Origin of the sequence: Amycolatopsis sp. NPDC004079, from assembly GCF_040610415.1 — a bacterium.
In the GTDB taxonomy this organism is placed as follows: Bacteria; Actinomycetota; Actinomycetes; order Mycobacteriales; family Pseudonocardiaceae; genus Amycolatopsis; species Amycolatopsis halotolerans.
Window position 1 is genome coordinate 47509 of sequence record NZ_JBEXMH010000011.1, and the last position, 24466, is coordinate 71974.

The following is a 24466-nucleotide window of genomic DNA, read 5'->3' on the forward strand; positions in this document are numbered from 1 at the left end:
GGGGTTACGCAGGGGGAAAGGCGGTGCGCCGATGACTCGGCCGGAGGATCCGGACGACCGGATGGAAACCCATCCGGACCTCATGGACCCGGAGTGGCGCAAGCACGCCCAGCGGGACGCGTGGCTCGGCGCGAAGAAGGACATGAAGAAGCGGCGCAAGCGCGAACGCCGCACCGCCCCGGCCGCGGTCTACGGCCGCGGCGGCGCGGCCCCGAGCCGCTTGCCGGGGATCGCGGCGATCGTCGGCCTGGTGCTGCTGCTGGCCGCAGCCATCGTGGTGCACCAGGTTCAGCCGATCGGGGTGAACGACGAGAAGATCGGGTACATCGTCGGGCTCGGTTCGTCCGCTGAGACCAGCAGCCAGCCGCTCTAGCTCGAAGTCCGTGAAGGGCTCCTTGAGGGAATCTGATTCCCCCAAGGAGCCCTTCACTGCTTTTCAGCCGAGGATGCACAGCCTGGACTCAACAGGCTAGACTGTGCTTATGCCTGAACACCCGTCCGTCCCGCCGCAGGTAGCCGAGTCCGCCGGGTGGATCCGCGGCGTCGTCGGCCAGTTGCATCGCAGGTTGCGGCAGGTCGACAACGCCGAGATCCTCACGCCGACGCAGACCGCCGTGCTCAACCGGCTGCACCGCGAGGGTCCCGGGACCCAGGCCGAACTGGCCGCGGCGGAGCACGTCCGGCAGCAGTCCATGGCCGCCACCCTCGGGGTGCTCGACACACTCGGCTACCTGAACCGCACGCGTGACCCCGCCGACGGCAGGCGCGTCGTGATTTCGCTCTCCGATCTCGGTGCCAAGACCGTCATCGGGATCCGGCAGCACCGCGACGAATGGCTCGCCGCCGCGCTGGCCGACGAACTCACCGAGGACGAACTCGAAACGGTCCGGCGCGCGCTGCCCTTGCTGCAGCGGATCGCCCAGCGCTGACCCCCTGAACCTGAGGAGCACTGACGAACACCGCGACCGCCCCCGCGAAATCCCGCTTCGGCGCGCGCCTGGTGACCCCGCTGGTCGCGAGCGCCGTGCTGAACCCGATCAACTCCACGCTCATCGCCGTCGCGCTCGTCCCGATCGGGCAGGCCTTCGGCGCCGGACCGGGCCGCACGGCCTGGCTGATTTCCTCGTTGTACCTGGCCACGGCGGTCGGGCAGCCGGTCGTCGGACTGCTCGTGGACCGCTACGGCGCGCGGCGCGTGCTGCTCGGCGGCGCGTCCGTGGTGATGGTGGCCGGGATCGCCGGGATGATCCCGATCTCGGTCGAATGGCTCACCGGCGTGCGAGCGGTGCTCGGCATCGGCACCTGCGCCGGGTTCCCGGCCGCGATGGCGGTGCTGCGGCGGCGCGCCGACGAGATCGGCGAAGGCGTGCCCTCGCGGGTGTTGTCCGTGCTGGCGATGTCCGCGCAGACGGTCATGGTGATCGGCCCGACGCTCGGCGGCGTGCTGATCGCGCTCTTCGGCTGGCCGGCGATCTTCGCGGTAAACCTGCCGCTGGCTGGCATTTCGCTGGTGCTCACGCTGCTGTGGGTGCCCAAGGACACTCCGGCGGAGAAGCCGACCGAGCGGATCGACGTCGCCGGGATCGCACTGTTTTCCGCCGCGCTGCTGGTGTTGTTGTGCTACCTGATGGCTCCCGGCATCGGCGATCTGTGGCTGCTGGCCGCGGCGATCGTGCTCGGCGCGCTGTTCGTGCGAGTGGAACTGCGCGCCCGGAAGCCGTTCATCGACCTGCGGATGCTCGCCGCGAACGGCGCGGTCCTGCGCACGTATTTGCGGCAGGCACTGAGTTTCCTCGCGATCTACACGATCATGTTCGGCTACGTGCAATGGCTGGAAGAGGCTCGCGGGTTCGCCGAATCCGCCGCTGGGCTGATGCTTCTGCCGATGTCCGGGATCGCAGTGGGCGCGGCCGCGCTGTCCGGCCGACCGACCGGCGTCCGGCTGAGGCTGCTGCTCGTCGGCGCCGCACTCCTCGCGGGCTCCGTCGCACTGCTGTTCGTGAACGACGACACCGCGTTGATCTGGCTCCTCGTGCTCGCCGCGCTGTTCGGTCTGGCGCAAGGGCTCACCAGCGTCGCCAACCAAACGACGCTGTACCGCGAGACCCCGTCCGAGACGATGGGCACCGCGAGCGGGCTCTTCCGGACCGCGCAATACCTCGGCGCGATAGTCGCGGCCACGGTCATCGCGCAGTGCTATGGCGGGCACGCCGACTCCGGCGGGCTGCACCGGCTGGCCGTCGTGCTGATCGTGACCAGCGGGTTGCTGCTGATCGTGACCGCCGCCGACCGCGCGCTGCTGCGGGCCGAACGCCGGGAACGGGACCGCGAGGCGGCAGTGTGACCACCCCCGTCTTGGGTTCCGCGAGACAAAGGCGGACGATGAGCCCATGACTCGCGAAGCTCCGACTGGTGACGTGGACGAAGCCCGCCTCGAAGTGGGCAAGCCGAAAGGCTGGGCGGCCGGAATCCCGGGAGTCGCGGTTTCGCTCGCGCGCGGAGTGGAGCAGATGGGCCCGGTCCGCACCGCGCGCACGCTGCGGTTGCTGAACCAGCGGGACGGCTTCGACTGCCCCGGTTGCGCCTGGCCGGAGCCGCGGCAGGTCGACGGCGAGAAGCGGAAGTTCGCGGAGTTCTGCGAAAACGGCGCGAAGGCGGTCGCCGAGGAAGCGACGAAACGGCGCGTCGGCCGCGAGTTCTTCGCCGCGCATCCGGTGTCGGAGCTGAACGAGCGCACCGACTACTGGCTGGGCCAGCAAGGCCGGCTCACTGAGCCGATGGTGTTGCGCGAGGGCGCTTCGCACTACGAGCCGATTTCCTGGGACGAGGCGTTCGGCGTGATCGCCGACGAGTTGAACGGCTTGGCGAGCCCGGACGAGGCGATCTTCTACACCTCCGGCCGCACCAGCAACGAGGCCGCGTTCGCGTATCAGCTGCTGGTGCGCGCGTACGGCACGAACAACCTGCCGGACTGCTCGAACATGTGCCACGAATCGTCCGGCGCGGCGCTGTCGGCGACCACCGGCATCGGCAAGGGTTCGGTGTCGCTGGCCGACATCCACCAGGCCGACCTGATCGTGGTCGTCGGGCAGAACCCCGGCACGAACCACCCGCGGATGCTGTCCGCGCTGGAGCAGGCGAAGGGCAACGGCGCGAAGGTCGTCGCGGTCAACCCGCTGCCCGAGGCCGGGCTGATGCGGTTCAAGAACCCGCAGAACGTGCGCGGCGTCGTCGGCAAGGGCACGCCGCTGGCCGACGAGTTCGCGCAGATCCGGCTCGGCGGCGACCTCGCGCTGTTCCAGGCGGTCGGGCATCTGCTGCTGCAGTGGGAGGACGCCGCGCCGGGGTCCATTGTGGACCTTGAGTTCGTCGAGAAGTCCACGCACGGCTTCGAGGACTGGGCCAAGCAGCTGCGCGAGATCGACTGGCCGGAAACCGAGAAGGCCACCGGCCTCGCTCGCGAGCAGATCGAGCACATCGCACGGATGATCGCGACGTCCGAGCGCACGATCTACTGCTGGGCGATGGGGCTGACCCAGCACAAGCACGCGGTGCCGACGATCGCCGAGGTCGTGAACCTGGCGCTGGTGCGCGGGATGATCGGCAAGCCGGGCGCGGGCCTGTGCCCGGTGCGCGGCCACTCGAACGTGCAAGGCGACCGCACCATGGGCGTGTGGGAGAAGATGCCCGAGCCGTTCATGGACGCGCTCGACCGGGAGTTCGGCATCGCCGTGCCGCGCAAGCACGGCTGGGACACCGTCGACTCGATCCGCGCGATGCTCGACGGCCGCGGCAAGGTGTTCTTCGCGATGGGCGGCAACTTCGCCTCCGCCACCCCGGATTCGGACCGGACCGCGGACGCGCTGCGGGCGTGCTCGCTGACCGTGCACGTGTCGACGAAACTCAACCGCTCGCACGTCGTCCCGGGCCGCACCGCGCTGATCCTGCCGACGCTCGGCCGCACCGAGCGTGACGAACAGGAATCCGGACGGCAGTTCGTGACCGTCGAAGACTCGATGTCGCAGGTGCACGCCTCGCGCGGACGGCTGGCTCCGGCGAGCAACGAGCTGCTGTCCGAGGTCGCGATCGTGTGCCGCTTGGCGGAGAAGCTGCTCGGTGCGGACCACTCGGTGCCGTGGCGGTCGTTCGAAAAGAACTACGACCTGATCCGCGACCGCATCGCCGCCGTGGTGCCGGGCTGCCACGACTACAACCAGCGCGTCCGCGAGCCGGACGGTTTCGTGCTGCCGCACGCACCGCGCGACTCGCGGGAATTCACCGGCACGGCTACCGGCAAGGGCACGTTCACGGTGTCGGAGCTGGAGTATCCGGAAGTTCCCGAGGGCCGGTTGCTGCTGCAGACCCTGCGCAGCCACGACCAGTACAACACCACGATTTACGGGCTGTCGGACCGTTATCGCGGTATTGAGGACGGGCGTCGGGTGGTGTTCGTGCACCCGGACGACCTGGCCGCGCTCGGGGTTGCGGACGGCGAGATCGTCGACCTGGTCTCGGAGTGGCGGGACGGGGACCGGCGCGCGCCGAGCTTCCGGGCGGTGGCTTACCCGACGGCTCGCGGGTGTGCGGCTGCGTATTTCCCGGAGGCCAATGCGTTGGTGCCGTTGGATTCTGTTGCGGAGAAGTCGAATACGCCGGTGTCGAAGGCCGTGGTGATTCGACTGGAGCCGCACAACCACGCGTGACCTGCTCATGAGTGGCGATCCCGGTGAGAACCGGGATCGCCGCTCATGACACGTCAGTCGATGCAGTTGTCCCCGTCAGAAGTGACGGGCTGCGGCTGGTCGGCCTTCGCCGGCACCCCAGCCGCAGACCCGCCGTCCGACACCCCCGGTCCCGAGTAGACCTTCCCGAGCACCACCTGGATGTGCCCCGCCGGAACGTCCGCCGATTCCTTAGCGGACAGTCCGCCCAGTTCCTTCGCCACCTCCGCGCCCTCGGCGGCGAGCGCGGCCGGGTAGCGCACGATCGACGTCCGCTGCGACGGCGCGTTCCCCTCGGCGGTGGCGGCGAATCCCTTGCCCTTCAGCACATCCGCGACCCGCGCCGCGAGGCCCGACGCGCCGCCGGCGTTGGAGATCTCCACCGACGCCTTCGGCGCATCCGGCGGCGCGGCGGGCGCGGCCGCGCCGATCAGCCCGGACGCGAACGCTTTCACCTGCGTGGGATCCACCTGCACCGCGGTCGCCGTGGGATGGGACTTGTCGTACCGGTAGTCCTGGTTCACCACCGGGATCGTCGTGAACTGGATGCCGCCGCCGGACACCCCGCGCATCTTGCTGACGAAGTCCAGGATGTTCCACGACTGGTCCAGCACCACCGACCGCTTCACCGCGTCGATGAGATCGCTCAGCTTGCCCGGATCGGCGAGCGTCCCGGCCGAAAGCACCTCGTGCGCCATCGAAGCGAGGAAGACCTGCTGCCGCCGCATCCGGCCGAAGTCGGTGCCGGGCAGGTTGTCGCGCTGCCGCACGAAAGCGAGCGCGGCGCCGCCGGAGAGCCGCTGTTTGCCCGCCGGGAAGTCCGCGCCCGAGTTCTCGTCCTTGGTGGCCTTCTTCAGGCAGACCTCGACCCCGCCGACAGCCTTGCTGATCTCGGAGAAGCTCAGCAGGTTGACCTCGGCGTAGTGGTCGATGGTGACGCCGGTGAGATCCTCGACCGCCTGCCGCGTCGACTTGCGCGCCGCGGTCATCGAGTCCTTCTCGATCTTGTCCTTGTCCGTCTCCCCGGCCGCGCGCAGTTTCGAGGCCTCGGCCGCCTTGCCGCGGCCGAACGCGGCGTTGATCTTGCCTTTCCCGCCGGGCATGGAGACGTACGAATCGCGCGGGATGGAGAACGCCTTGACCTCCTGCTGCCCGTCCGGGATCCGCAGCACGATCAACGTGTCGGTGAGGTCGTCGCCGTTCGCGCCCGCGCGCAGTTCGTCCAGGACGCTCTGCGGCAGCGGGGTCCCGTCCGGGCCCTTGCGCGCGTCCCGGCCGACCAACAGGATGTCCAGCGCCCCGTCGGCGTGCTTTTGGCCTTCCTCCACCGATCCGCCGGTGCCGATGACGTCGCTGCGCGTGATGTCGTCCAGCGCCGACAGCGTCGAGAACCCGTAGGCCGTGCCGGCGAACACCACCATCGACAGCGTGCCGGCGATAACTTTCCCTGCGATCCGCACGCCCCTCTGGACGTCCGGCGGCCCCGATCTGCTGCATTCGTGACACAGCTCACAGCTCAGCGCAGGTGCGAGGCCCCGTTCATGTCCAGGATCGAGCCGGACGCCCAAGGCGTGTCCGACGAGGCCAGGAACACCACCGCTTCGGCGATCTCCTCCGGCTCGGCGACCCGGCCGAACGGGCTCTGCTCCCGCACCTGGTCAGTGACCCGGTCGGCGACGCGCTCGGTCGCGGTGAAGCCCGGGGCCACGGACGTAACCGAAATGCCGTGCGGTGCCAGCTGAACCGCCATCGACTGGCCGAACGAATGCAGCGCGGCCTTGCTCGCGCCGTACGGGAGGTATTCGGGCTCGCCGCGGAACGCCCCGCGCGAGCCGATGTTCACGATCCGGCCGGGCACGCCGCGAGCCATGAGGTGGCGGGCGACGTGGAAGGAAACGTTGGCCGCGCCGAGGAGGTTGACGTCCAGCGTGCGCCGCCACGCCTCCTGCCAGTCCGCATAGGACATTTCGCTGATTGATGTGCGGGTGGCCGGAGTGGTCCCGACCGCGGCGTTGTTGACCAGCACGTCGACCCCGCCGAGCTGCTCCTCGGCGACGTCGGCGATCCACTGCGCGGCGTCGGGGTTGCCGAGGTCGCCGGACACGAGCACGTGGCCGGAACCGGGCAGCGCCTCGAGCGTCTCGCGCGCGGCCTCCCGGTTGGATCCACAGTGGACAGCGACCCGGTCGCCCCTGGTGGCGAAGGCGACGGCGATGGCGCGGCCGATCCCGCGCGAGGCTCCGGTGACGAGGACGTTCATTTCGCGAACAACCGCGTCTCGTCGCGGAAAGCCTTGAACTCCAGCGCGTTCCCGGCCGGGTCGAGCAGGAACATCGTCCACTGCTCCCCCGGCTCGCCGGGGAACCGCTGATACGGCTCGATCACGAACTCGGTGCCCGCCGCGCGCAGCCGCCCGGCCAGCTCCTGGAAGCTGTCGACGTCGAGCACCAGCCCGAAGTGCGGCACCGGAACGTCGTGCCCGTCGACCGGATTGCGGCCGGCTTCCGCGCGGGCGCCCGGGACCACGTGCGTGACGACCTGGTGGCCGTGGAAGTTCCAGTCGACCCACGCGTCCGCCGAGCGGCCTTCCGCCAGCCCGAGCACCGTGCCGTAGAACTCGCGGGCTTTCGGCAGGTCGTCGACCGGTATGGCCAGGTGGAAGGCGGGACGGACGGCCATGAGGCACTCCTTCGGCACGGGGATCGGTCTCTTCACGTTGACTGGCCAATGTTCGAATGTCAACATTAGGACGTGGAAGTCACCCCCCTGAGGAAGGCCGCGCGCCGCGGGCTCGCCGACGAGGCCGCCGACCGGGTGCGCGAAGCGATCTTCGCCGGCCATTTCCGGCCCGGCGCGCCTTTGCGCGAGGTCGAACTGGCCGCGTCGCTGGAAATCAGCCGCGGTTCGGTACGCGAGGGCATCGCCCAACTGGCCCGGGAAGGCCTGGTCCGCTGCGGCTGGCATCGCCCGACCACGGTGGTCGACGTGACCGCCGAGGATGTAGCAGAGGTCTACTCGGTGCGCGCCGCCCTCGACCGGCTCGCCGCGGTCACCGCGCGCACTACTGCGACCGCCGAGGATCTGGACGCACTGGACGCGTTAGTCGCGGAGTTGGCGACGGCCGTCCGCACGAATGCGGACGGCCCGCGGCTGCTGGCGCTGGATATCGCGTTCCACGACCGCGTTTACGCGGCGGCGGGCAACGGACGGCTCACCGAGGCTTGGGAAGCCGTGCGATCGCAGGTGTTCCTGTTCCAGCTGCAGCGGGTTTCGCTGGGACACGAGCATTACCGGGCCCGGGTGGTCGCCGAGCACCGGGAATTGGCGCAGCTGATTCGTGCCGGAGACCGGGAACGGCTGGCCCGAGTGGCCGAACATCACGTGGAGTCCGCGAGGGAAAGCCTGCTCGGCCGTATCCGAACCGAGTAGTTCCACGCATCCGCCGCGCTTCCCGGCCTGCCAGGATCCTTGCGTGGACCCGGACCCGAGCGAACCGACCCAAGCCCGCCCCGCGCTCGCCGGTGCACTGCACGGCGCGGGCGCGTTCCTGGTCAGCGCCTTGGTGCTCTGCGCGCTCGCGGCCGGAGTGGCGGCTGGTTCGAAGGGGCTGAGCTTGCCGGTCGTGCTCGGGATCATCGTGCTCGCTTCCTTCGCGCAGTGGGGGCTTTTCGCGCTGCCGGTCGCGGCCGGAATCGGCGCGCTGGTCGCTTCTCTGGGCCAGCCGAAACGACCAGCGCGCCGCGTGTGGCTCACGGTTTGCCCGCTCACCTTGGTGTTCCCGATCCTCTTCGCTGTCGTGGCTTCTATGCGACTGGGGTAGCCTCTTTCGCCCGCGCGAGCGCCTCTTCGATCCGCTTGTTGCTCGTCATGCTCATCGTCACCAGAGTCATCGATACGAGCACCCCCGCGGCCCCGACATACGGCACCCGCACCCCGGCCGTCGCGGCGAGCCAGCCGCCAAGCGCGGCGCCTGCCGGTGCGGCCGAGGCCGAGACCAGGCGCGACGCCGCGGCGACCCGGCCCATCAGCCGCGCCGGGACCACGACCTGTCGCAGCGATCCGCCGAGGACCATGGTCGCCGCCATGGCACAGCCGCACAGTGCGAACATCGCCCCGGCGAGCCATGGGTCGCGGGCGAGGCCGAACACCAGCACCGCGCCGCCCTCGATCACCGCAGTGACGGTGAGCGCGGTTCCGGTGCCCAGCCATTTCTCCAGCGGTCCGGCGAGCACCATCGCGCCCACCAATCCCCCGGCGGCTTCCGCGGCGAGCAGGAAGCCGTACCCAGCGGTGTGCAGGCCGAGCGCGTCCTTCGCGAACACCACCAAGACCGCCCCGAAAGCGCCGAACGCCAGGTTCCCGACGGCGGGCCGCAAGGCGAGGCCGAGCAGCAGCCGATCCTTGACTACGTAAGCGAAACCCTCCTTCGAGTCCGCCCACACCGAGCGACCCGGTTCGCGTTTCGGCACCGGTGCGGGCGGCAGCGTCCGGATCAGCACCGCACTGGCCACGTAGGTCAGCGCGTTCACCGCGAACGGCAGCGTTCTTCCCACGGTGAAAAGGAAACTCCCGACCGGCGGCCCGGCGAATTGCCCGGCGGCGGTGGACGCCCCGCGCAGGTAGCCGTTGGCCCGGCGGAGCAAAGTCTGGTCCCGCGCGAGCAAATCCGGCAGGTACGCCTGCGCAGCGGTGTCGAAGAACAGCGTGCCAGTGCCGAGCAGGAACGCCACCACGAGCAGGACCGGAATGCTGAGCCAGCCGAACGCGCCAGCAGCGACCGTCAGCACCAGCAACACCGCCCGCGCCAGGTCGGCGATCCACATCGTCCGCCGCCGATCCCAGCGGTCGACCAGCGCTCCGGCGAACAACCCGGCCACCGGATACGGCGCGAGCACCGCCACCGTCACCAGGCTGACCACCAGCGGATCGCTGTCCAGCAGCAGCGCCAGCAACGGCAAGGCCGCGACATACGCGCCGTCGCCAAGAGAACTGACCGTCGCGGCTGTCCACAAGCGACTGAACGCGGGCGGCATCTTCGGATTGGTCATCTGGCCGCACCCGGCCCCGGACGGAAGAACGCGACCGCGACCGTGGCGGCCGCCTCGTCGGCGTCGCGCGCGTCCCGAAGCTCGTCGAGCAGTCCGGCCAGCCGACGCTCGAACTCCGCGAACTGCGTCTCGCTGATCCGCGTGTGCTGCATCCGGACGAACCGGTGCGAGCCCTCGGGCGCGGTAGAGAGGTCGTTGATCGCGTGCTGCATCAGCACATCCCGCTGTCCCGCGGCGGGTTCGGGCAGCTCGATGCTCTTGCCGACGTGCGCGTAGTAGCGCTCCAGCACGCCGCGCACCTTCCGCGTGCGCACGACGTGCACGAGCCCGGCCCGCTCCAGCACCCGCATGTGGTAGCTGGAACTGCCTTTCGCGATGTCCAGCTGCTCGGCGACCTGCGTGATCGTCGCGGGTCCGTCGCGCAGCACCGCGAGCACGCGGTGCCGCACGACGTTGCTGACCGCGCGCAGCTGATCGGTCGTCTCCACCTGGACAGATTCTTGGGGCGGGACATAGCCCGCCTGGTCGTCCCCAGTCACGGGGACAATGGTCAACGACTCTTGACCATTTGTCCAGTGCTTATTTTCGGAGCAGCGTTTGCCAGCGGCTCAGCCGCCGAACAGCCCGACCACCTTCCGGATCAGCTCGACCACGCCGTAGGCGAACGGGGCGAGCACCCACAGCCAGGCGATCACCAGCAGGGCGGTCCGGCCGCCGGAGCGGCCCTCGGCACTCGTCATCACGCCTCACTCCCCACTGCGGCCTGCCCAGTCGGCTCGTGGAACTTCTCCTTCACCGGCCGCACGCATTCGTTCGCGACGAACCCGACCACCAGCAGGCCGATCATGATCCAGAACGACAGCTGGTACAGGTCCGGCCCGGTCTTGCCCGCGGCCTTCTGGCTGTCCGCGATCCCGTCCACGATCAGCGGCCCGAGCACGCCCGCCGCCGACCACGCGGTCAGCAGCCTGCCGTGGATCGCGCCGACCTGATAGGTGCCGAACAGGTCCTTGAGGTACGCCGGGAGCGTGGCGAACCCGCCGCCGTAGAAGGACAGGATCAGCATCGCGCACAGCACGAACACGAGCTTGGACCCGTTGGTGGTCAACGCGATCACCAGGTACAGCAGCGCGCCGACGCCGAGGTAGAACCGGTAGATGTTCTTGCGCCCCACCAGATCCGACGTGGAGGACCAGACGAACCGGCCCAGCATGTTGGTGAGCGAGAGCAGCGCGACGAACCCGGCGGCGGACGCGGTGCTCACCGGGGCCGAGGTGTGCTTGAAGAAGTCGCTGATCATCGGCGCGGCCTTCTCCAGAATGCCGATGCCCGCGGTCACGTTGAGGCACAGGACAATCCAGAGACACCAGAACTGCGGCGTCTTCAGCGCGTTCGCGGCCGAGACGTTCGCCGTGGAGATCATCGGCTTGGCCGCGGTCTGGGCCGCCGCGCGCGCCGGACGCCAGTCGTCGGCCGGGACGCGGACGATCAGCACGCCCAGCGTCATGAACACCGCGTACACGATCCCGTGAATCAGGAACGCCGTCGCGATGTCGCCGGTCGTGGGCGAGGTGCCGAGCATCGCCGACGACCACGGCGACGCGATCAGCGCGCCGCCGCCGAAGCCCATGATCGCGATCCCGGTGGCCATGCCCGGCCGGTCCGGGAACCATTTGATCAGCGTCGACACCGGCGAGATGTAGCCGATGCCGAGCCCGATCCCGCCGACGCCGCCGTACCCGGCCACGACGAGCCAGAACTGTCCGGTCGCGACGCCGAGCGCGGCGAGCAGGAACCCGGCGGAGAAACAGACCGTGGCGACGGCCATGGCCCAGCGCGGGCCGTTCTTCTCCACGAACGTGCCGCCGAACGCGGCGGACAGGCCCAGCATCACGATGCCGAGCTGGAACGGCAGCCCGGATTGCGTGCCGGACAGTCCCAGGGTCTTCTCCAGCGGCGTCTTGAAGACGCTCCACGCGTAGGCTTGGCCGATCGACAGGTGGATGGACAGCGCAGCGGGCGGCACGAGCCAGCGGGTCCAGCCAGGCGGTGCGACGATGCGGGAACGGGCAAGGAAGCCGGGGACAGCCATCGGCGGTCTCCTCCCAACAGTGACGAGGTGCTGGGAATGGTTTACCAGATCCTCGGCGCTCCGCCGGATGACTGTCGAATGACGTGAGAATGTCTTGTCGATGACACCAAAAATCGACGCCGAAGTGGACAACAGGGACGAGCGGAGCAGGCGATGGGCAGAGTGACGGTACGGCGGCCGGTACGGCGGATCTCCGCGACCGGCGAGCGGCGCCGGCCGGACTCGCTGGCCGCCGAGGAGCCGTTGGAGCTGCGGGTCGGCGGCAAGGCGCTGGCAGTGACAATGCGCACTCCCGGCCACGACGTCGAATTGGCGCACGGCTTCCTGTTGTCCGAAGGCGTGCTGGGGTCCCGTGAGGACGTGGCCGTCGCGCGTTACTGCGACGGGGTCGACGATCAAGGCCGCAACACCTACAACGTGCTCGACGTCGCACTCGCCGAGGGAGTCGCCCCGCCGGACACCGGCGTCGAGCGGAACTTCTACACCACCTCGTCGTGCGGTGTCTGCGGCAAGGCCGCGCTCGACGCGGTGAAGCTGCGCAGCCGGTTCTCCCCCGGCGAGTCCGAGTTCACCGTGAAGTCCGACGTCCTCACCCAGATGCCGGATCGGTTGCGGGAACAGCAAAAAGTGTTCTCGTCCACCGGCGGCCTGCACGCCGCCGGACTGTTCACCTCAGACGGTCAGCTGGTCGTGGTGCGCGAGGACGTCGGACGGCACAACGCGGTGGACAAGGTGCTCGGCTGGGCCCTGCAGGCGGGCCGGATCCCCGCCCCGGACCTGGGGCTGCTGGTCTCCGGCCGCGCCTCGTTCGAGCTGGTGCAGAAGGCCGCGATGGCCGGTATCGGGCTGCTCGCCGCGGTGTCCGCGCCGTCGTCGCTCGCGGCGGAACTGGCCGAGGAGAACGGCATGACGCTCATCGGCTTCCTGCGCGGCGACAGCATGAACCTCTACACCGGAGACCGGCGGCTGCTCACCTGATCACGCCTCGGCGGGCACCCAGTTGCCGTGAAAGCCGTGCGGGACCCGGTCCGGAAGGTGCACGGCGGCAACGGTTTCGAGGGTGCCCGCGTCGAGCAGGACGAGATCGCTGCGCGCCTCGGCCGCGTCGTAGACGTAACCCATCAGCACGCCCTCGTCCTCGCCCGCGTCCGCGCGGGACGGAACGAACACGAACTCTCCCGGCTCACGCCCGGGACCGAAGCGGTGCGCCGCCACGGAACCCTTGCGCAGGTCGTGTTTGTACACCGCGCCGACGCTGCGCGACCGGTCGTCGAGCGCCGTCGCGTAGCCGTACCGGTGCGGCAAGCCGACGAGACGTTCGTCCACTCGCGGGAACTCCTGGCCGTGCTCGTCGATCCGTTCCTCGACGACCTTCCCGAGCGCGAGGTCGACGGTCCAGCGGTCGAGCGTCGGCTCGCCCTCGGCCGGGCCGTGCAGCGCGCGGTCGAACATCTTCGGGTGCCGGACCACGTCGAGCACGATCCGGTCGTCCTCGTCGTAGGCGTTGAGCGGGTGGAAGACGTAGCACTGGCCGACGTCGAACCAGCGGACGTCGCCGTTGTCCCCCTCGCGCGGCATCACGCCGATGCGCGCCGGGTAGTCCGGATTCCACCGGTACGGCAAGGAACTCACGCCGCGGCCGGTGCGCGCAGTCAGCGGGTCGGGCACGTCGAGGCGCACCGGGGCCTGGTCCGGATCGAAGGTGACCGGCAGGTCGTAGAACACGACATACCGTTCGGTGAGCGAGAAGTCGTGCATCATCGGCGCACCGGTGACCTCGACGTCGACCGTGCGCCGCGCCCGGCCGTCGGTGCCGACGACCGAATACTGGACCTTGTTCCCTAGCCCGAATTGGTACGAGACGGCGTGCAGCTCGCCGGTCCTCGGGTCGCGCTTCGGGTGCGCGGTGTACCCGGCGAGGGTGCCGTCGAAGTCGCAGATGCCCAGGGTGTCCAGCTCCTCGCTGAGCTCCCACTGCGGCATCCCGCCCTCGACTAGCGCGATCGTGCGCCCGGCGTGCCCGATGACGTTGGTGTTGGCCCCGCCCTCGTCGGTGCCGACCCGGCGGCTGCGGTACCACTCGGCCCGGCCGTCGCGCAGCCGCACGCCGTGCACCATGCCGCGGCCGAGGAACCAGTGGTGCGTTTCCGGATCCGGGTCGGTCGGGTTCGGCCCGTTGCGCAGGTAGCGGCCGTCGAGGTAGTCGGGCAACTGCCCGGTCACCGTCAGCCGGGTGCTCGTGTACTCGCGCTCGACCGGCGCGAAGTTGCCTTCGAGGAAGAGATTGCCCATGACACGCTCCGTCCATAACGTGGTTATGGACACCGGTATAACAGGGTTATGGGATACTGGCAAGCATGAGCGAGCGGACTCGGGGCGAACACGCGCGGACCCAACTGGTCGAGGCAGCGATCCGGCTGCTGGCCGACGGCGGCGCGGAAGCGCTGCAGGCCCGCAAGCTCGCGACCGAGATCGGCGCGTCCACGATGGCCGTCTACACCCACTTCGGCGGGATGGCCGCGCTCATGGATGCCGTTGCGCGAGAAGGGTTTCGGCGGCTGATCGCGAATATGGCGACGGTCGGGCAGAGCGACGACCCGGTGGCCGATCTGTACGGCCTGGCGCTGGCCTATCGCCGCACGGCGGTGGAACACCCGGAACTGTTCACGCTGATGTTCCGCGAGGCGGGCGCGCGCGGGCAAGCAGTGGGCGACCTGATGAAGGAGAGCCCGAGCAGCGAGGCCGCGGCGTCGTTCCGGGGCATGGTCGCGGCCGTCACGCGCACGATCGAGGCCGGACGGCTCAAGGGCGACCCGCTGTCGGTCGCCTCACAGATCTGGAGTGCGATCCACGGCTATGTCACCCTCGAACTGCTGGGCCACTTCGGCCGGGGCGACCGAGGGGTGGCCGAGGTGCTCTCGCCACTCTGCGTGACGCTCGTCGTCGGGCTCGGAGACAGTCCTGCCGCCGCTCGGGCGTCCGTGGGTCTGGTCACAACAACCGTGTGAAGATCTTCTGAAGGCAACGTTTTGTCCCTTCGCCACGTCTTACGCTATATGGGTGAGGGGGATTGGGTGAACGAGGAGACTGAGGGCCGAAGGCGGGTGAGCCGCCGGTCCATGCTGATCGCGGGTGCCTCGGGCCTCGGCATCGCCGGGCTCGCGGTGGGGAGCGCGACCGGCGTGGTGCCGTTCAACCAAGCGATGCAGCGGGCACTGGGCGTGACGTCGTCGACGCCGGTCACCCAGCTCGGCAGCATGCGGGTGGAACGCGTCTACTCGCACGCCCGCGGCCGGGAAGTGGACCTCGTTTTCCAGCTGCCGAGCAAGAAGCCGCCGGCCGGTCTGCCGATGTCGCTGATGCTGCACGGCCTGCACGGATCCGCGCGCTCCGCCGCGCCGAGCGGCCTGCTGAAGCAGCTGGGCAGCGACGTCGCGCGCAAAGCCGTGCCGGCGTACGGCTTCGTCGCGGTCGACGGCGGCGACAACTACTGGCACCAGGTCCACCCGGGCGACGACCCGATGGCGATGCTCCTGGAAGAAGTCCCGCAGTGGCTGCGCGCCCGCGGTTTCGGCGGCACGGACGGCCTGCCGTTCGCGTGCGCCGGAGTCTCGATGGGCGGCTTCGGAGCACTGCTGTACGCCCGCCGCCGCGCCGAACGCCGCCAGCCGCCAGCCGCGGTCGCCGCGATCGCGCCCGCACTGCTCACGTCGTGGCCGGAAATGGCGAAACGCCGCATTTTCACCGGTATGACGGACTGGACTTCGCTCGACCCGCTGCGCCATCAGGCGTCCTTGCAGGGCATTCCGACAGCGGTTTACTGCGGTACGGAAGATCCGTTCATCACCGGCGTGCGGCGGTATATCGCGGAAACGCACCCGACCATTGGGTATACGGCGCACGGGAAGCACAGCGACACGTTCTTCCGGACAACGGTGCCCAGCATGGTGGGGTTCTTGGGGAAGCATTTGCGGCAGAAGGTCTGAGCCTGCTTCGCCGAGATCAGCGGAGAAAGCCCAGTTCGTCGATCGCATGCGTCGGCGTGCCAAGGAACAGTTCCGGCGTCACCGGCCCGTACGCGACATTCAGCGTGTCCAGCCGGTAATGCCAATTGCCGCTGCGAAAACCGGTGAAGCGGTAATTCACCTGCCACCGCAGCCATTCCCCGCGTGCCAGGCGGTACGCCGGAGGGCGGCGCGGGCGGCCGGAGCGCCTCCCGAACTGGGTGGTTTCCAGTTTCACCCGCAGCCGGTCTTCGGCCACGTCGAGGCGGACCGTCGAATCCAGCGGCGACGGCGCTTTTTCCCGCTCGCCTTCCCAGGCCTCACATCGCGGTTCGAAACCCGTCTCTTCGCCCATCCGCACCACGTGGGTGAAGGGCGCGGTCAACGCCGGAAGCGGGAACGCAATCGGGGCCGCGTTGCGGCGAGCCGCCTCCGCACCACCGCGAGATTTCTTCGTCCACGAGGTGCACACCCACTGCACTACCGCATCCATAGCGGCATCCTTCACCGCGAAGGACGCTCGTCGCGAGCGAGTTACGAGACCCAGCGGGCCACGACGGACATCACCCAGAACCCGACCATCGCCGCCAGCGCCGTCAGCAGCGACCAGCGCAGCTGAAGCGCCCGGGTCTCCGAAGCACGCCACTGGCGCAGGAACAGCCACGCCACCACGAACAGCGGGATCGGCAGCAGCGGCAGCGCCGACAGCCGGGTGCCGACCGCGACCAGGCAGACCAGCGTGCACAGCGCCAGCATGATCTCGGCGGCGCGGGGCAGCCACGGGAAGCGCGTGAACACGGACGCGGCTACCCGCTCGCTCAACTCCAGGATGCCGACGACCGGCGCGGCTGCGGGCTCGGTCTCGGCGGGGACCGCTTCGCCGGGGTCGGCAGTCTCGTCCCCCCGGGGTGCGGTCAGCGGCACGGTTGTCATCCTGTCCATTATCGCGCCTGCCGCCGACACCCGGACAGCCGACTCCTGCTAACGCCCGGCGGACGCCGGGTCAGGCCGACTTTTCGCCGCGCTCGCTGCGGGTGCGGCGCGACGGCTGGCGGGCCACGATCGTGGGGTTGACGTTCTCCCGCACGGTCTGCTCGGTGATCACGACCTTCGCCACGTCCTCGCGGCTCGGGATGTCGTACATGACCGGCTGGAGGACTTCCTCCATGATCGCGCGCAGGCCGCGGGCGCCGGTGCCGCGGAGCACGGCCTGGTCGGCGATGGCCTCGAGCGCGGTCTTGGTGAACTCCAGCTCGACGTTGTCCATCTCGAAGAGCTTCTTGTACTGCTTCACCAGCGCGTTGCGCGGCTGCGTCAAGATCGAGACGAGCGATTCCTTGTCCAGGTGGTTCACCGTCGCCACGACCGGGAGCCGGCCGATGAACTCCGGGATCAGCCCGAACTTGATCAGGTCCTCCGGCATGGTCTCGGAGAACACGTCGCTGCCCTCGATCTCGGCCTTGGTGCGGATCTCCGCGCCGAAGCCGAGGCCGCGCTTGCCGACCCGCTCGTTGATGATCTTTTCCAGCCCGGCGAACGCGCCCGCGACGATGAACAGCACGTTCGTGGTGTCGATCTGGATGAATTCCTGGTGCGGGTGCTTGCGCCCGCCCTGGGGCGGCACCGACGCGGTGGTGCCCTCGAGGATCTTCAGCAGCGCCTGCTGCACGCCCTCGCCGGACACGTCGCGGGTGATCGACGGGTTCTCGCTCTTGCGGGCGATCTTGTCGACCTCGTCGATGTAGATGATGCCGGTCTCGGCGCGCTTGACGTCGTAGTCCGCCGCCTGGATCAGCTTCAGCAGGATGTTCTCGACGTCCTCGCCGACGTAGCCCGCCTCGGTGAGCGCGGTGGCGTCGGCGATGGCGAACGGGACGTTCAGCAGCTTCGCCAGCGTCTGCGCGAGGTAGGTCTTGCCGCAGCCGGTGGGGCCGAGCATCAGGATGTTGGACTTGGCCAGCTCGACCGGCTCGTCCTTGGAGTCCTTCGGGCCGGACTTGTCGTCGGCCTGGATCCGCTTGTAGTGGTTGTACACCGCGACCGCGAGCGTCTTCTTCGCGTCGTCCTGGCCGATGATGTACTGCTCGAGGAACTCGTGGATGTCGGCGGGCTTCGGGAGCTCGTCGAGCTTCACGTCGCCGGCTTCGGCCAGTTCCTCTTCGATGATCTCGTTGCAGAGGTCGATGCACTCATCGCAGATGTAGACCCCCGGCCCGGCAATGAGCTTCTTCACCTGCTTCTGGCTCTTGCCGCAGAAAGAACACTTCAGCAGGTCGCCGCCGTCACCGATCCGTGCCATGGCCGTTGACCTCGTCCCCTCCGGTGCGCGGGGCGCACCTGCACTACTGGATGGCGGCCCCGGGACTGCCAGGCGTTCCCGGGACCAACACGCATTGCCACCGACGGTACCCGCCCGAAGGCGCGGGCGGGAACACCCGACCCCCATAGGGCACGTCGACGACCGACAGTAGACCAGCGGGCCGGTGCGCGTCGCGGATTCGCCGCGCACCGGCCCGTCGCGGTCAGTTCGCCGAGGCCTTCCGGTACGGAAGCACCTCGTCGATCAGGCCGTAGGCCTTGGCTTCCTCGGCGGTGAGGATCTTGTCCCGCTCGATGTCGGCCTTGATCTCGTCCGGTTCCTTGTTCGTGTGCTTCGCCAGGATGACCTCCATCTGGCGGCGCACGCGCTGGATCTCGTTGGCCTGGATCTCCAGGTCCGAGACCTGCCCGTAGGTGCCCTCGGTGGCCGGCTGGTGGATCAGCACGCGCGCGTTCGGCAGCGCCATGCGCTTGCCCGGCGTGCCCGCCGCCAGCAGCACCGCGGCGGCCGAGGCGGCCTGGCCGAGGCACACGGTCGAGATGTCCGGGCGGATGTACTGCATGGTGTCGTAGATCGCCATCAGCGACGTGAACGACCCGCCCGGGGAGTTGATGTAGATGCTGATGTCGCGGTCCGGGTCCTCGTGCTCGAGGTGCAGCAGCTGGGCCATCACGTCGTTGGCCGACGCGTCGTCCACCTGCACGCCGAGGAAGATCGTCCGCTCCTCGTACAGCTTGTTGTACGGGTTGGACTCCTTCACGCCGTAGCTGGTGCGCTCGACGTAGGACGGGAGGATGTACCGCGACTGGGGAGTCTGCGGGGCCCGGAAGTCACCCGGGAGCCGGAAGTTGCTCATGACGCTCTCCTGTGTGCTTGCGGGCTCAGTTGCTCGAGGTCAGGCCGCTGTCGCGGGTCAGCACGTGGTCGACGAAGCCGTAGTCCTTCGCCTCCTGCGCGGTGAACCAGCGGTCGCGGTCGCCGTCCTTGATGATCTGCTCGGTGGTCTGCCCGGTCTGCTCGGCGGTGATCTTCGCGAGCTCCTGCTTCCACTTGTTGAACAGGTCCGCCTGGATCGCGATGTCGGAGGCGGTGCCGCCGACGCCCGCGGACGGCTGGTGCATCAGGATGCGCGCGTGCGGGAGCGCGTAGCGCTTGCCGGGGGTGCCCGAGGAGAGCAGGAACTGCCCCATCGAGGCCGCCATGCCCATCGCGTAGGTCGCCACGTCCGGCTTGATCAGCTGCATGGTGTCGTAGATCGCGAACCCGGCCGTCACCGAGCCGCCCGGCGAGTTGATGTAGAACCGGATGTCGGACTCGGAGTCGTCCGCGTCGAGCAGCAGGAGCTGCGCGGTGAGCCGGTTGGCGACCTCGTCGTTGACCTCGGAGCCGAGAACGACGATGCGCTCCTGGAGCAACCGCTCGAACACCGAGTCGGTGAGGTTGAGCCCCGCGGTGCCGGTCCGCCCCTCGGGCATGTGCTGCTTCACGTCTGCCTGCCTTTTCACCGGCGGCGGGCCGCCTGTGAGAGCCGCGCCGCCGCTGTCGTGTTCAGATGCTTGAGATCTTGCAACCGACCCTAACGAACTTGGGCGGTGCAGAATGCCTGACACCGCCCAAGTTCGCTCACAGCTTTACTCCGCGGGGGTCGCCGCCGCTTCTTCGGTGACCTGCGTCTCCTCGGCGGGAGCGTCTTCGTCCGCGCCGAACAGCTCGGTCAGGTCGACCTCCGACCCGGACTCGTTCTTCACCGTGGTGCCGCGCACGACCGAGGCGAGCGCCTTGCCGCGGCGCACGTCGGCGTAGATCGCGGTCAGCTGGCCGGACTGCTGGGCCCGCTGCACGTACTCGTCCGGGCTGACGCCGAAGCGCTGCGCCTGGTAGATGATCCGCTCGGTGAGCTCGCCGTCGTTGACCGACGTCTTCTCCTTGTCGGCGATGGTGTCCAGCAGCAGCTGCGTGCGGACGGCCTTCTCCGACTCCTCCTTGACCTCGGCGTTGAACTCGTCGAGGGTGCGGCCCTCGGCCTCGAGGGCCTTGGCGAACTGCTCCTCGTCGTGGTCGAACGGGTGAATCGCGTCGTGCTTGCGGTTCTCGATCTCGGCCTCGAGGACCTTCTCCGGCAGCGGCACCTCGGTGCGCTCCAGGAGGATCTCGAGGACCTTGTCGCGCGCCTGGACGCCCTGCTGCATCGTCTTGACGCGGCCGAGCCGGGTGCGCAGGTCCTCGCGCAGCTCGTCGATCGTGTCGAACTCGCTCGCCAGCTGGGCGAACTCGTCGTCGGCCTCGGGAAGCTCGCGCTCCTTGACCGACTGCACGGTGACGGTGACCTCGGCGTCCTGGCCGGCGAACTCGCCCGCGACCAGCTTGGTGGTGAACACCTTGGTCTCTTCGGCGCTGGCGCCGACGATGGCCTCGTCGATGCCGTCCACGAGCTGGCCGGAGCCGATCTCGTAGGACAGGCCGGTGGTGGAGGCCTCCTCGACGGCCTTGCCGTCGACGCTGGCCGAGAGGTCGATCGACACGAAGTCGCCGGTCTGGGCCGGGCGCTCGACGCCGGTCAGGGTGCCGAAGCGGGCGCGCAGCTCGTCGAGCTGCTCGGCGACCTCTTCGTCGGTGGTCTCGACGTCGTCGACGCTGATCTCGAGGCCGGCGAGGTCGGGCAGCTCGATCTCCGGCCGCACGTCGACCTCGGCGCTGAACTCCAGCACCTCGCGGTCCTCGAGCTTGGTCACCTCGAACTCGGGCTGGCCGAGCGTCCGGACCTCGCCCGCGCGGACGGCCTCGATGTACTTGGCCGGGATGGCCTCGTTGACGACCTCGTCGAGCACCGGCGCGCGGCCGATCCGGCTTTCCAGGACGCGAGCGGGGACCTTGCCGGGACGGAAACCGGGGACCCGCACCTGCTGGGCGATCTTCCGGTACGCGGCGTCGAAGTTCGGCTTGAGCTCGTCGAACGGCACCTCGACATTGATCTTCACTCGCGTCGGGCTGAGCTGCTCGACGGTGCTCTTCAAGGTCTTCTCCTCGAGCGGTAAACGATGGGGGCGGACAGTCCCTCGGGACCGCCCCGGTCACCTGCTGACCGGGATATCCGAGTCTAGGCCAGAGGGTTGACAAGACCGGCTGCGGGGCACCTGCCGAGGCAGAGGCGATCAGCACGCGCCGGTGCGCGCCCGTAGCGTCGGGGACGTGGTTTCCGGGCGACAGAGCGAAGGTCCGGCCGCGGCGGCGGCGCGGCTCACCGGGTTCGAGACAGTCTCACGAGGGTTTTCAGGCGCCCTCAGTGAGGTCGTGTTGACCGACGGCCACCAGCATTTCGACGCGGTGGTGAAACGCGGCCACGCTCCGGGCGCGACCCGGGCCGAGGCGGCCGGACTGCGCTGGCTGGCAGCGGCGGACGCAGTGCGGATCCCCCAGTTACACGGTGCCGACGACACCTGGCTGGTGCTGGACCGGGTGACCGAGACCAGCCCGTCGCACGCCGAGGAGTTCGGCCGCAACCTCGCCCGCCTGCACTCAGCCGGAGCCCCTGCATTCGGCACCCCTCCCCCGGACGGCTTGGCGGACGCGTGGATCGGGACCGCGCCGATGCAGAACTCGCCTGGCAAGTCATGGCCCGAGTGGTACGCCGAATACCGAATCCTCCCCTACGTCCGGATGGCGTCCGGGATTCTCGACACGGCGGTCTTCGAACGAGCCTGCACACGAATCCCGTCGATAGCTGGCCCCACGGAACCGCCCGCACGGCTGCACGGAGATCTCTGGAGCGGGAATGTCCTGTGGGACGCGCACGGAGCGGTGCTGATCGACCCGGCCGCGCACGGCGGACACCGGGAGACGGATCTGGCGATGCTGCACCTGTTCGGTTGCCCGCAACTGGAGCGAATCGTGGCCGCCTACGACGAAGTCGCACCACTGGCGGACGGCTACCGGGAGCGGATCGCGCTGCATCAGCTTTTCCCGCTCCTGGTGCACACGGTCCTGTTCGGACGTTCCTACGCCGGACAAGCGACCGCCGCCGCACGCTCGCTGGGCTGAGTCAGCCCGCGCCGGGTCCGGCGCCGCCGGGCTGGGCTCCGGCCTCCCTGACCGAGGTCGCGGTCGCGGTGGCGCCGTTCACCGTCGCGACGATCGTGACGTCCTCGCCGGTCTTGATCCCGGTGGCCGTCGCGGAGTCGATGACATAGACCTTCGTGAACCCGTCGGTGCTTTTCGCGGTCAGCGAGGTGGCGCTCAGCGCAGTGACCTCGCCGGTCTGCGTGAACTTCGAGGTGCCGTCGGCGCTGGTCACGAACTCGCCGTGGAGGACGGAGCCCAGCCCGCCGTCCGGACCGGCGGGACCGCCCGGACTGTTCTGTCCGCCCGGCGACGAAGCCGAGGGCTCGGCGGCGGACGACGAAGACGACGTGGCCGCCCAGACCGCGGCGCCACCGCCCGCGATGAGCACCGCGGCGGTCCCTCCCGCGATCCAGGCGGACCGGTTCTTGCGAGCCGGGCCGGGTTCGGGCGCGGCGCCCCAGGCCGGTTCGGGGGCGACGGGCCGTTTCGGCGCGGGATGCGGTGCGGTCACGGCGTTCTCCTTCGTTCGAGGGTTGCTGATCCCACCGTCCGCACGGCGGCTGTGCCGGTCCTGTGCGGACGGCAAGTCCCGCCTGTGGCCCCGCACATCACCGGAACCGGGCGCGACCGCACAGCGCACTCACAGGAAGCACACATCGCCCCCACACCGTCGGAACGCACGCTCGGGGCATGAGTGCACGCACGAGGTTCGCCGCTGCCCGGTTCGGGTGCCGGTCCCTGCGCGCGAAACTCACGGTGTCCGTCGTCATCCTGCTGTCCCTGGTCTGTCTGGTGATCGGTGTGATCAGCGAGTTCGCCCTGCGCGCGTTCCTGATCTCGCAGACCGACAACCAGCTCTCCGCCGCCGCCTCCCGCGCGCTGGATTTCGCCACTCGCGGCGGCCCGCCCGGCGACGGTGAGCACAACCCCCTCGACGCACCCGGGCAGGGAGCGGGAACCGTCACCGCGCGCTTTTCTTCCGACGGCGACCCGGCCACCGGTGCTTGGCTCTCGCAGCACGGTCAGCGCATCTCGCTCACCTCCGACGAACTCGCGGTGCTGCAAGGCCTTCCGGTCGACGGCCACCCCTATACCCGCGCCGTCGGCGATCTCGGCGACTACCGGCTGACCGCCGCTCCGACCGGCGACGGCACGGTCGTCACCGGCGTACCGCTGGCCTCGGTGCACCAGACGCTGTTGACTGTCGGCCTGATCCTCTTCGGCGTAGCCGCAGCCGGAGTAACCGGCGCGGCCTTCCTAGGCGCCTTCGCAGTCCGCCGAACCCTGCGCCCGCTCGAACGCGTAGCGGAAACCGCATCACGAGTCTCCGAACTTCCCCTAGACCGAGGCGACGTAGACCTGTCCGTCCGAGTCCCCGCCCAAGACACCGACCCCCGCACCGAAGTCGGCCAAGTCGGCGCGGCACTGAACCACATGCTCGGCCACATCTCCTCCGCGTTGGAAGCCCGCCACGCCAGCGAACTGCGCGTCCGCCGATTCGTCGCCGACGCCAGCCACGAACTGCGCACCCCGCTAGCCGCCATCCGCGGCTACGCCGAACTGGCCGGACGATCCGACAGCCACGCCCCACCGGACGTCGCCCATTCGATGACCCGAATCGAATCCGAGGCGGACCGGATGACGGCCCTGGTCGAAGACCTCCTCCTGCTGGCCCGCCTGGACGCGGGCCGCCCGCTAGACGTCGCCGAAGTAGACCTGACCCGCCTGGTCGCGGACGCGGTCAGCGACGCCCACGTAGCCGGTCCGCACCACGTCTGGCAACTCGCCCTGCCCGACGAACCGATCCTCGTACTAGGCGATGTCCAGCGCCTGCACCAAGTTCTGGCGAACCTGCTAGCGAACGCCCGCGTCCACACGCCACCGGGCAGCACCGTCATCACCGCCCTGACCCGATCCGCAGACGGCAGCGCTGTCGTGACCGTGACCGACAACGGCCCCGGCATCCCGCCCGAACTGCGGCCCGCGGTGTTCGAACGCTTCGCCCGCGGAGATTCGTCGCGATCGCGGGCAGCCGGGTCAACCGGCCTGGGCCTGGCGATCGTGTCGGCAGTGCTGACCGCACACCACGGCGCCATCACGATGCACAGCCGCCCCGGCCAAACGTCCTTCGCCGTCCGTCTGCCGATCGCGGTCCCGGCGCAGCGCACGCCGCTCGCCCATGACCCCAGGTCCCACAGCGGGCACACAGGGTAGGCACATCC

General features: G+C 69.3%; 26 protein-coding genes. 11 read left to right on the top strand and 15 right to left on the bottom strand.

Going from position 1 to position 24466, the window contains the following annotated elements; all coding sequences use genetic code 11:
* The first annotated feature begins 31 nt into the window (after positions 1 to 31).
* The 4 genes from ABZX37_RS14405 (at position 32) to ABZX37_RS14420 (ending at position 4703) form a co-directional block, all read left to right on the top strand.
* Complete coding sequence (locus ABZX37_RS14405; protein WP_354739488.1) at positions 32 to 373, top strand: hypothetical protein; 342 nt, start codon at positions 32 to 34, stop codon at positions 371 to 373.
* Positions 374 to 482: 109 nt separating this feature from the next.
* Positions 483 to 929 (top strand): MarR family transcriptional regulator, encoded by a 447-nt coding sequence (locus ABZX37_RS14410; RefSeq protein WP_354739490.1) that lies wholly within the window; start codon positions 483 to 485, stop codon positions 927 to 929.
* A gap of 71 nt (positions 930 to 1000) precedes the next feature.
* On the top strand, positions 1001 to 2344 hold the full coding sequence (locus tag ABZX37_RS14415) for an MFS transporter (RefSeq protein WP_354739492.1): 1344 nt from the start codon (positions 1001 to 1003) through the stop codon (positions 2342 to 2344).
* A gap of 46 nt (positions 2345 to 2390) precedes the next feature.
* Entirely contained in the window at positions 2391 to 4703 is a 2313-nt protein-coding gene (locus ABZX37_RS14420) for an FdhF/YdeP family oxidoreductase (RefSeq protein ID WP_354739494.1), read from the top strand.
* A gap of 53 nt (positions 4704 to 4756) precedes the next feature.
* Here ABZX37_RS14420 and ABZX37_RS14425 read toward each other — a convergent pair whose 3' ends face one another.
* Genes ABZX37_RS14425 through ABZX37_RS14435 form a run of 3 tightly spaced genes read right to left on the bottom strand, consistent with a single transcriptional unit; the run spans position 4757 to position 7400 of the window.
* On the bottom strand, positions 4757 to 6181 hold the full coding sequence (locus ABZX37_RS14425; RefSeq protein ID WP_354739496.1) for an LCP family protein: 1425 nt from the start codon (positions 6179 to 6181) through the stop codon (positions 4757 to 4759).
* A 56-nt stretch (positions 6182 to 6237) separates the two neighbouring features.
* Entirely contained in the window at positions 6238 to 6981 is a 744-nt protein-coding gene (locus ABZX37_RS14430) for an SDR family oxidoreductase (RefSeq protein WP_354739497.1), read from the bottom strand.
* On the bottom strand, positions 6978 to 7400 hold the full coding sequence (locus ABZX37_RS14435) for a VOC family protein (RefSeq protein WP_354739499.1): 423 nt from the start codon (positions 7398 to 7400) through the stop codon (positions 6978 to 6980). Before ABZX37_RS14435 ends, ABZX37_RS14430 begins: the two co-directional genes overlap by 4 nt.
* A gap of 72 nt (positions 7401 to 7472) precedes the next feature.
* Here ABZX37_RS14435 and ABZX37_RS14440 point away from each other — a divergent pair, with 72 nt between their 5' ends.
* Positions 7473 to 8150 (top strand): GntR family transcriptional regulator, encoded by a 678-nt coding sequence (locus tag ABZX37_RS14440; protein ID WP_354739501.1) that lies wholly within the window; start codon positions 7473 to 7475, stop codon positions 8148 to 8150.
* A 43-nt stretch (positions 8151 to 8193) separates the two neighbouring features.
* Positions 8194 to 8541, top strand: a complete 348-nt coding sequence (locus tag ABZX37_RS14445; RefSeq protein ID WP_354739503.1) for a hypothetical protein — start codon at positions 8194 to 8196, stop codon at positions 8539 to 8541.
* Here the strand turns inward: ABZX37_RS14445 and ABZX37_RS14450 are convergent.
* The 4 genes from ABZX37_RS14450 to ABZX37_RS14465 all read right to left on the bottom strand — a co-directional run bounded on the left by ABZX37_RS14450 (position 8525) and on the right by ABZX37_RS14465 (position 11861).
* On the bottom strand, positions 8525 to 9769 hold the full coding sequence (locus tag ABZX37_RS14450) for an MFS transporter (RefSeq protein ID WP_354739505.1): 1245 nt from the start codon (positions 9767 to 9769) through the stop codon (positions 8525 to 8527). The two genes, ABZX37_RS14445 and ABZX37_RS14450, sit on opposite strands and share 17 nt — an antisense overlap.
* Positions 9766 to 10308 (bottom strand): helix-turn-helix domain-containing protein, encoded by a 543-nt coding sequence (locus ABZX37_RS14455; RefSeq protein WP_354739507.1) that lies wholly within the window; start codon positions 10306 to 10308, stop codon positions 9766 to 9768. The genes ABZX37_RS14450 and ABZX37_RS14455 overlap by 4 nt, the downstream gene beginning before the upstream one ends.
* 69 nt (positions 10309 to 10377) lie before the next feature.
* On the bottom strand, positions 10378 to 10509 hold the full coding sequence (locus tag ABZX37_RS14460; protein WP_354739509.1) for a hypothetical protein: 132 nt from the start codon (positions 10507 to 10509) through the stop codon (positions 10378 to 10380).
* Entirely contained in the window at positions 10509 to 11861 is a 1353-nt protein-coding gene (locus tag ABZX37_RS14465) for an OFA family MFS transporter (RefSeq protein ID WP_354739510.1), read from the bottom strand. The genes ABZX37_RS14460 and ABZX37_RS14465 overlap by 1 nt, the downstream gene beginning before the upstream one ends.
* Positions 11862 to 12014: 153 nt before the next feature.
* On the opposite strand from ABZX37_RS14465, the gene fdhD reads away from it, so the two are divergent.
* Entirely contained in the window at positions 12015 to 12839 is an 825-nt protein-coding gene (fdhD, locus tag ABZX37_RS14470; RefSeq protein ID WP_354739512.1) for a formate dehydrogenase accessory sulfurtransferase FdhD, read from the top strand.
* On the opposite strand, the gene ABZX37_RS14475 is transcribed toward fdhD, so the two are convergent.
* On the bottom strand, positions 12840 to 14153 hold the full coding sequence (locus ABZX37_RS14475; protein WP_354739514.1) for a carotenoid oxygenase family protein: 1314 nt from the start codon (positions 14151 to 14153) through the stop codon (positions 12840 to 12842).
* Between the two features lie 65 nt (positions 14154 to 14218).
* Here ABZX37_RS14475 and ABZX37_RS14480 point away from each other — a divergent pair, with 65 nt between their 5' ends.
* Both ABZX37_RS14480 and ABZX37_RS14485 read left to right on the top strand, forming a co-directional pair.
* Positions 14219 to 14869 (top strand): TetR/AcrR family transcriptional regulator, encoded by a 651-nt coding sequence (locus ABZX37_RS14480; protein ID WP_354739516.1) that lies wholly within the window; start codon positions 14219 to 14221, stop codon positions 14867 to 14869.
* A 111-nt stretch (positions 14870 to 14980) separates the two neighbouring features.
* Positions 14981 to 15847 (top strand): alpha/beta hydrolase-fold protein, encoded by an 867-nt coding sequence (locus ABZX37_RS14485; RefSeq protein WP_354739738.1) that lies wholly within the window; start codon positions 14981 to 14983, stop codon positions 15845 to 15847.
* A gap of 16 nt (positions 15848 to 15863) precedes the next feature.
* Here the strand turns inward: ABZX37_RS14485 and ABZX37_RS14490 are convergent, their stop codons facing one another.
* From ABZX37_RS14490 to tig, 6 genes are all read right to left on the bottom strand, one after another.
* Positions 15864 to 16358 carry a hypothetical protein gene (locus ABZX37_RS14490; RefSeq protein WP_354739518.1) on the bottom strand — a complete coding sequence of 165 codons (495 nt, stop codon included), beginning with the start codon at positions 16356 to 16358 and terminating at the stop codon, positions 15864 to 15866.
* Positions 16359 to 16399: 41 nt separating this feature from the next.
* Entirely contained in the window at positions 16400 to 16798 is a 399-nt protein-coding gene (locus ABZX37_RS14495; RefSeq protein WP_354739519.1) for a hypothetical protein, read from the bottom strand.
* Between the two features lie 70 nt (positions 16799 to 16868).
* Positions 16869 to 18164, bottom strand: coding sequence for an ATP-dependent Clp protease ATP-binding subunit ClpX (gene clpX, locus ABZX37_RS14500; protein WP_009081145.1), 1296 nt, complete (start codon positions 18162 to 18164; stop codon positions 16869 to 16871).
* Between the two features lie 223 nt (positions 18165 to 18387).
* The gene (locus tag ABZX37_RS14505; RefSeq protein ID WP_009081146.1) at positions 18388 to 19041 is read right to left on the bottom strand and encodes an ATP-dependent Clp protease proteolytic subunit; all 654 of its coding nucleotides are present in this window, start codon (positions 19039 to 19041) and stop codon (positions 18388 to 18390) included.
* A gap of 25 nt (positions 19042 to 19066) precedes the next feature.
* Positions 19067 to 19672: an ATP-dependent Clp protease proteolytic subunit gene (locus ABZX37_RS14510; protein WP_067595252.1), complete on the bottom strand. Its 606-nt coding sequence runs from the start codon at positions 19670 to 19672 to the stop codon at positions 19067 to 19069.
* Positions 19673 to 19816: 144 nt separating this feature from the next.
* Positions 19817 to 21199, bottom strand: coding sequence for a trigger factor (gene tig, locus ABZX37_RS14515; protein ID WP_354739520.1), 1383 nt, complete (start codon positions 21197 to 21199; stop codon positions 19817 to 19819).
* 277 nt (positions 21200 to 21476) lie between these two features.
* Between tig and ABZX37_RS14520 the strand changes: the two genes are divergently transcribed.
* Positions 21477 to 22223, top strand: a complete 747-nt coding sequence (locus tag ABZX37_RS14520) for a fructosamine kinase family protein (RefSeq protein WP_354739740.1) — start codon at positions 21477 to 21479, stop codon at positions 22221 to 22223.
* A gap of 1 nt (position 22224) precedes the next feature.
* On the opposite strand, the gene ABZX37_RS14525 is transcribed toward ABZX37_RS14520, so the two are convergent.
* Positions 22225 to 22755, bottom strand: a complete 531-nt coding sequence (locus tag ABZX37_RS14525; protein ID WP_354739521.1) for a hypothetical protein — start codon at positions 22753 to 22755, stop codon at positions 22225 to 22227.
* A gap of 179 nt (positions 22756 to 22934) precedes the next feature.
* Between ABZX37_RS14525 and ABZX37_RS14530 the strand changes: the two genes are divergently transcribed.
* Positions 22935 to 24458: a HAMP domain-containing sensor histidine kinase gene (locus ABZX37_RS14530; protein ID WP_354739522.1), complete on the top strand. Its 1524-nt coding sequence runs from the start codon at positions 22935 to 22937 to the stop codon at positions 24456 to 24458.
* Positions 24459 to 24466 lie beyond the last annotated feature (8 nt).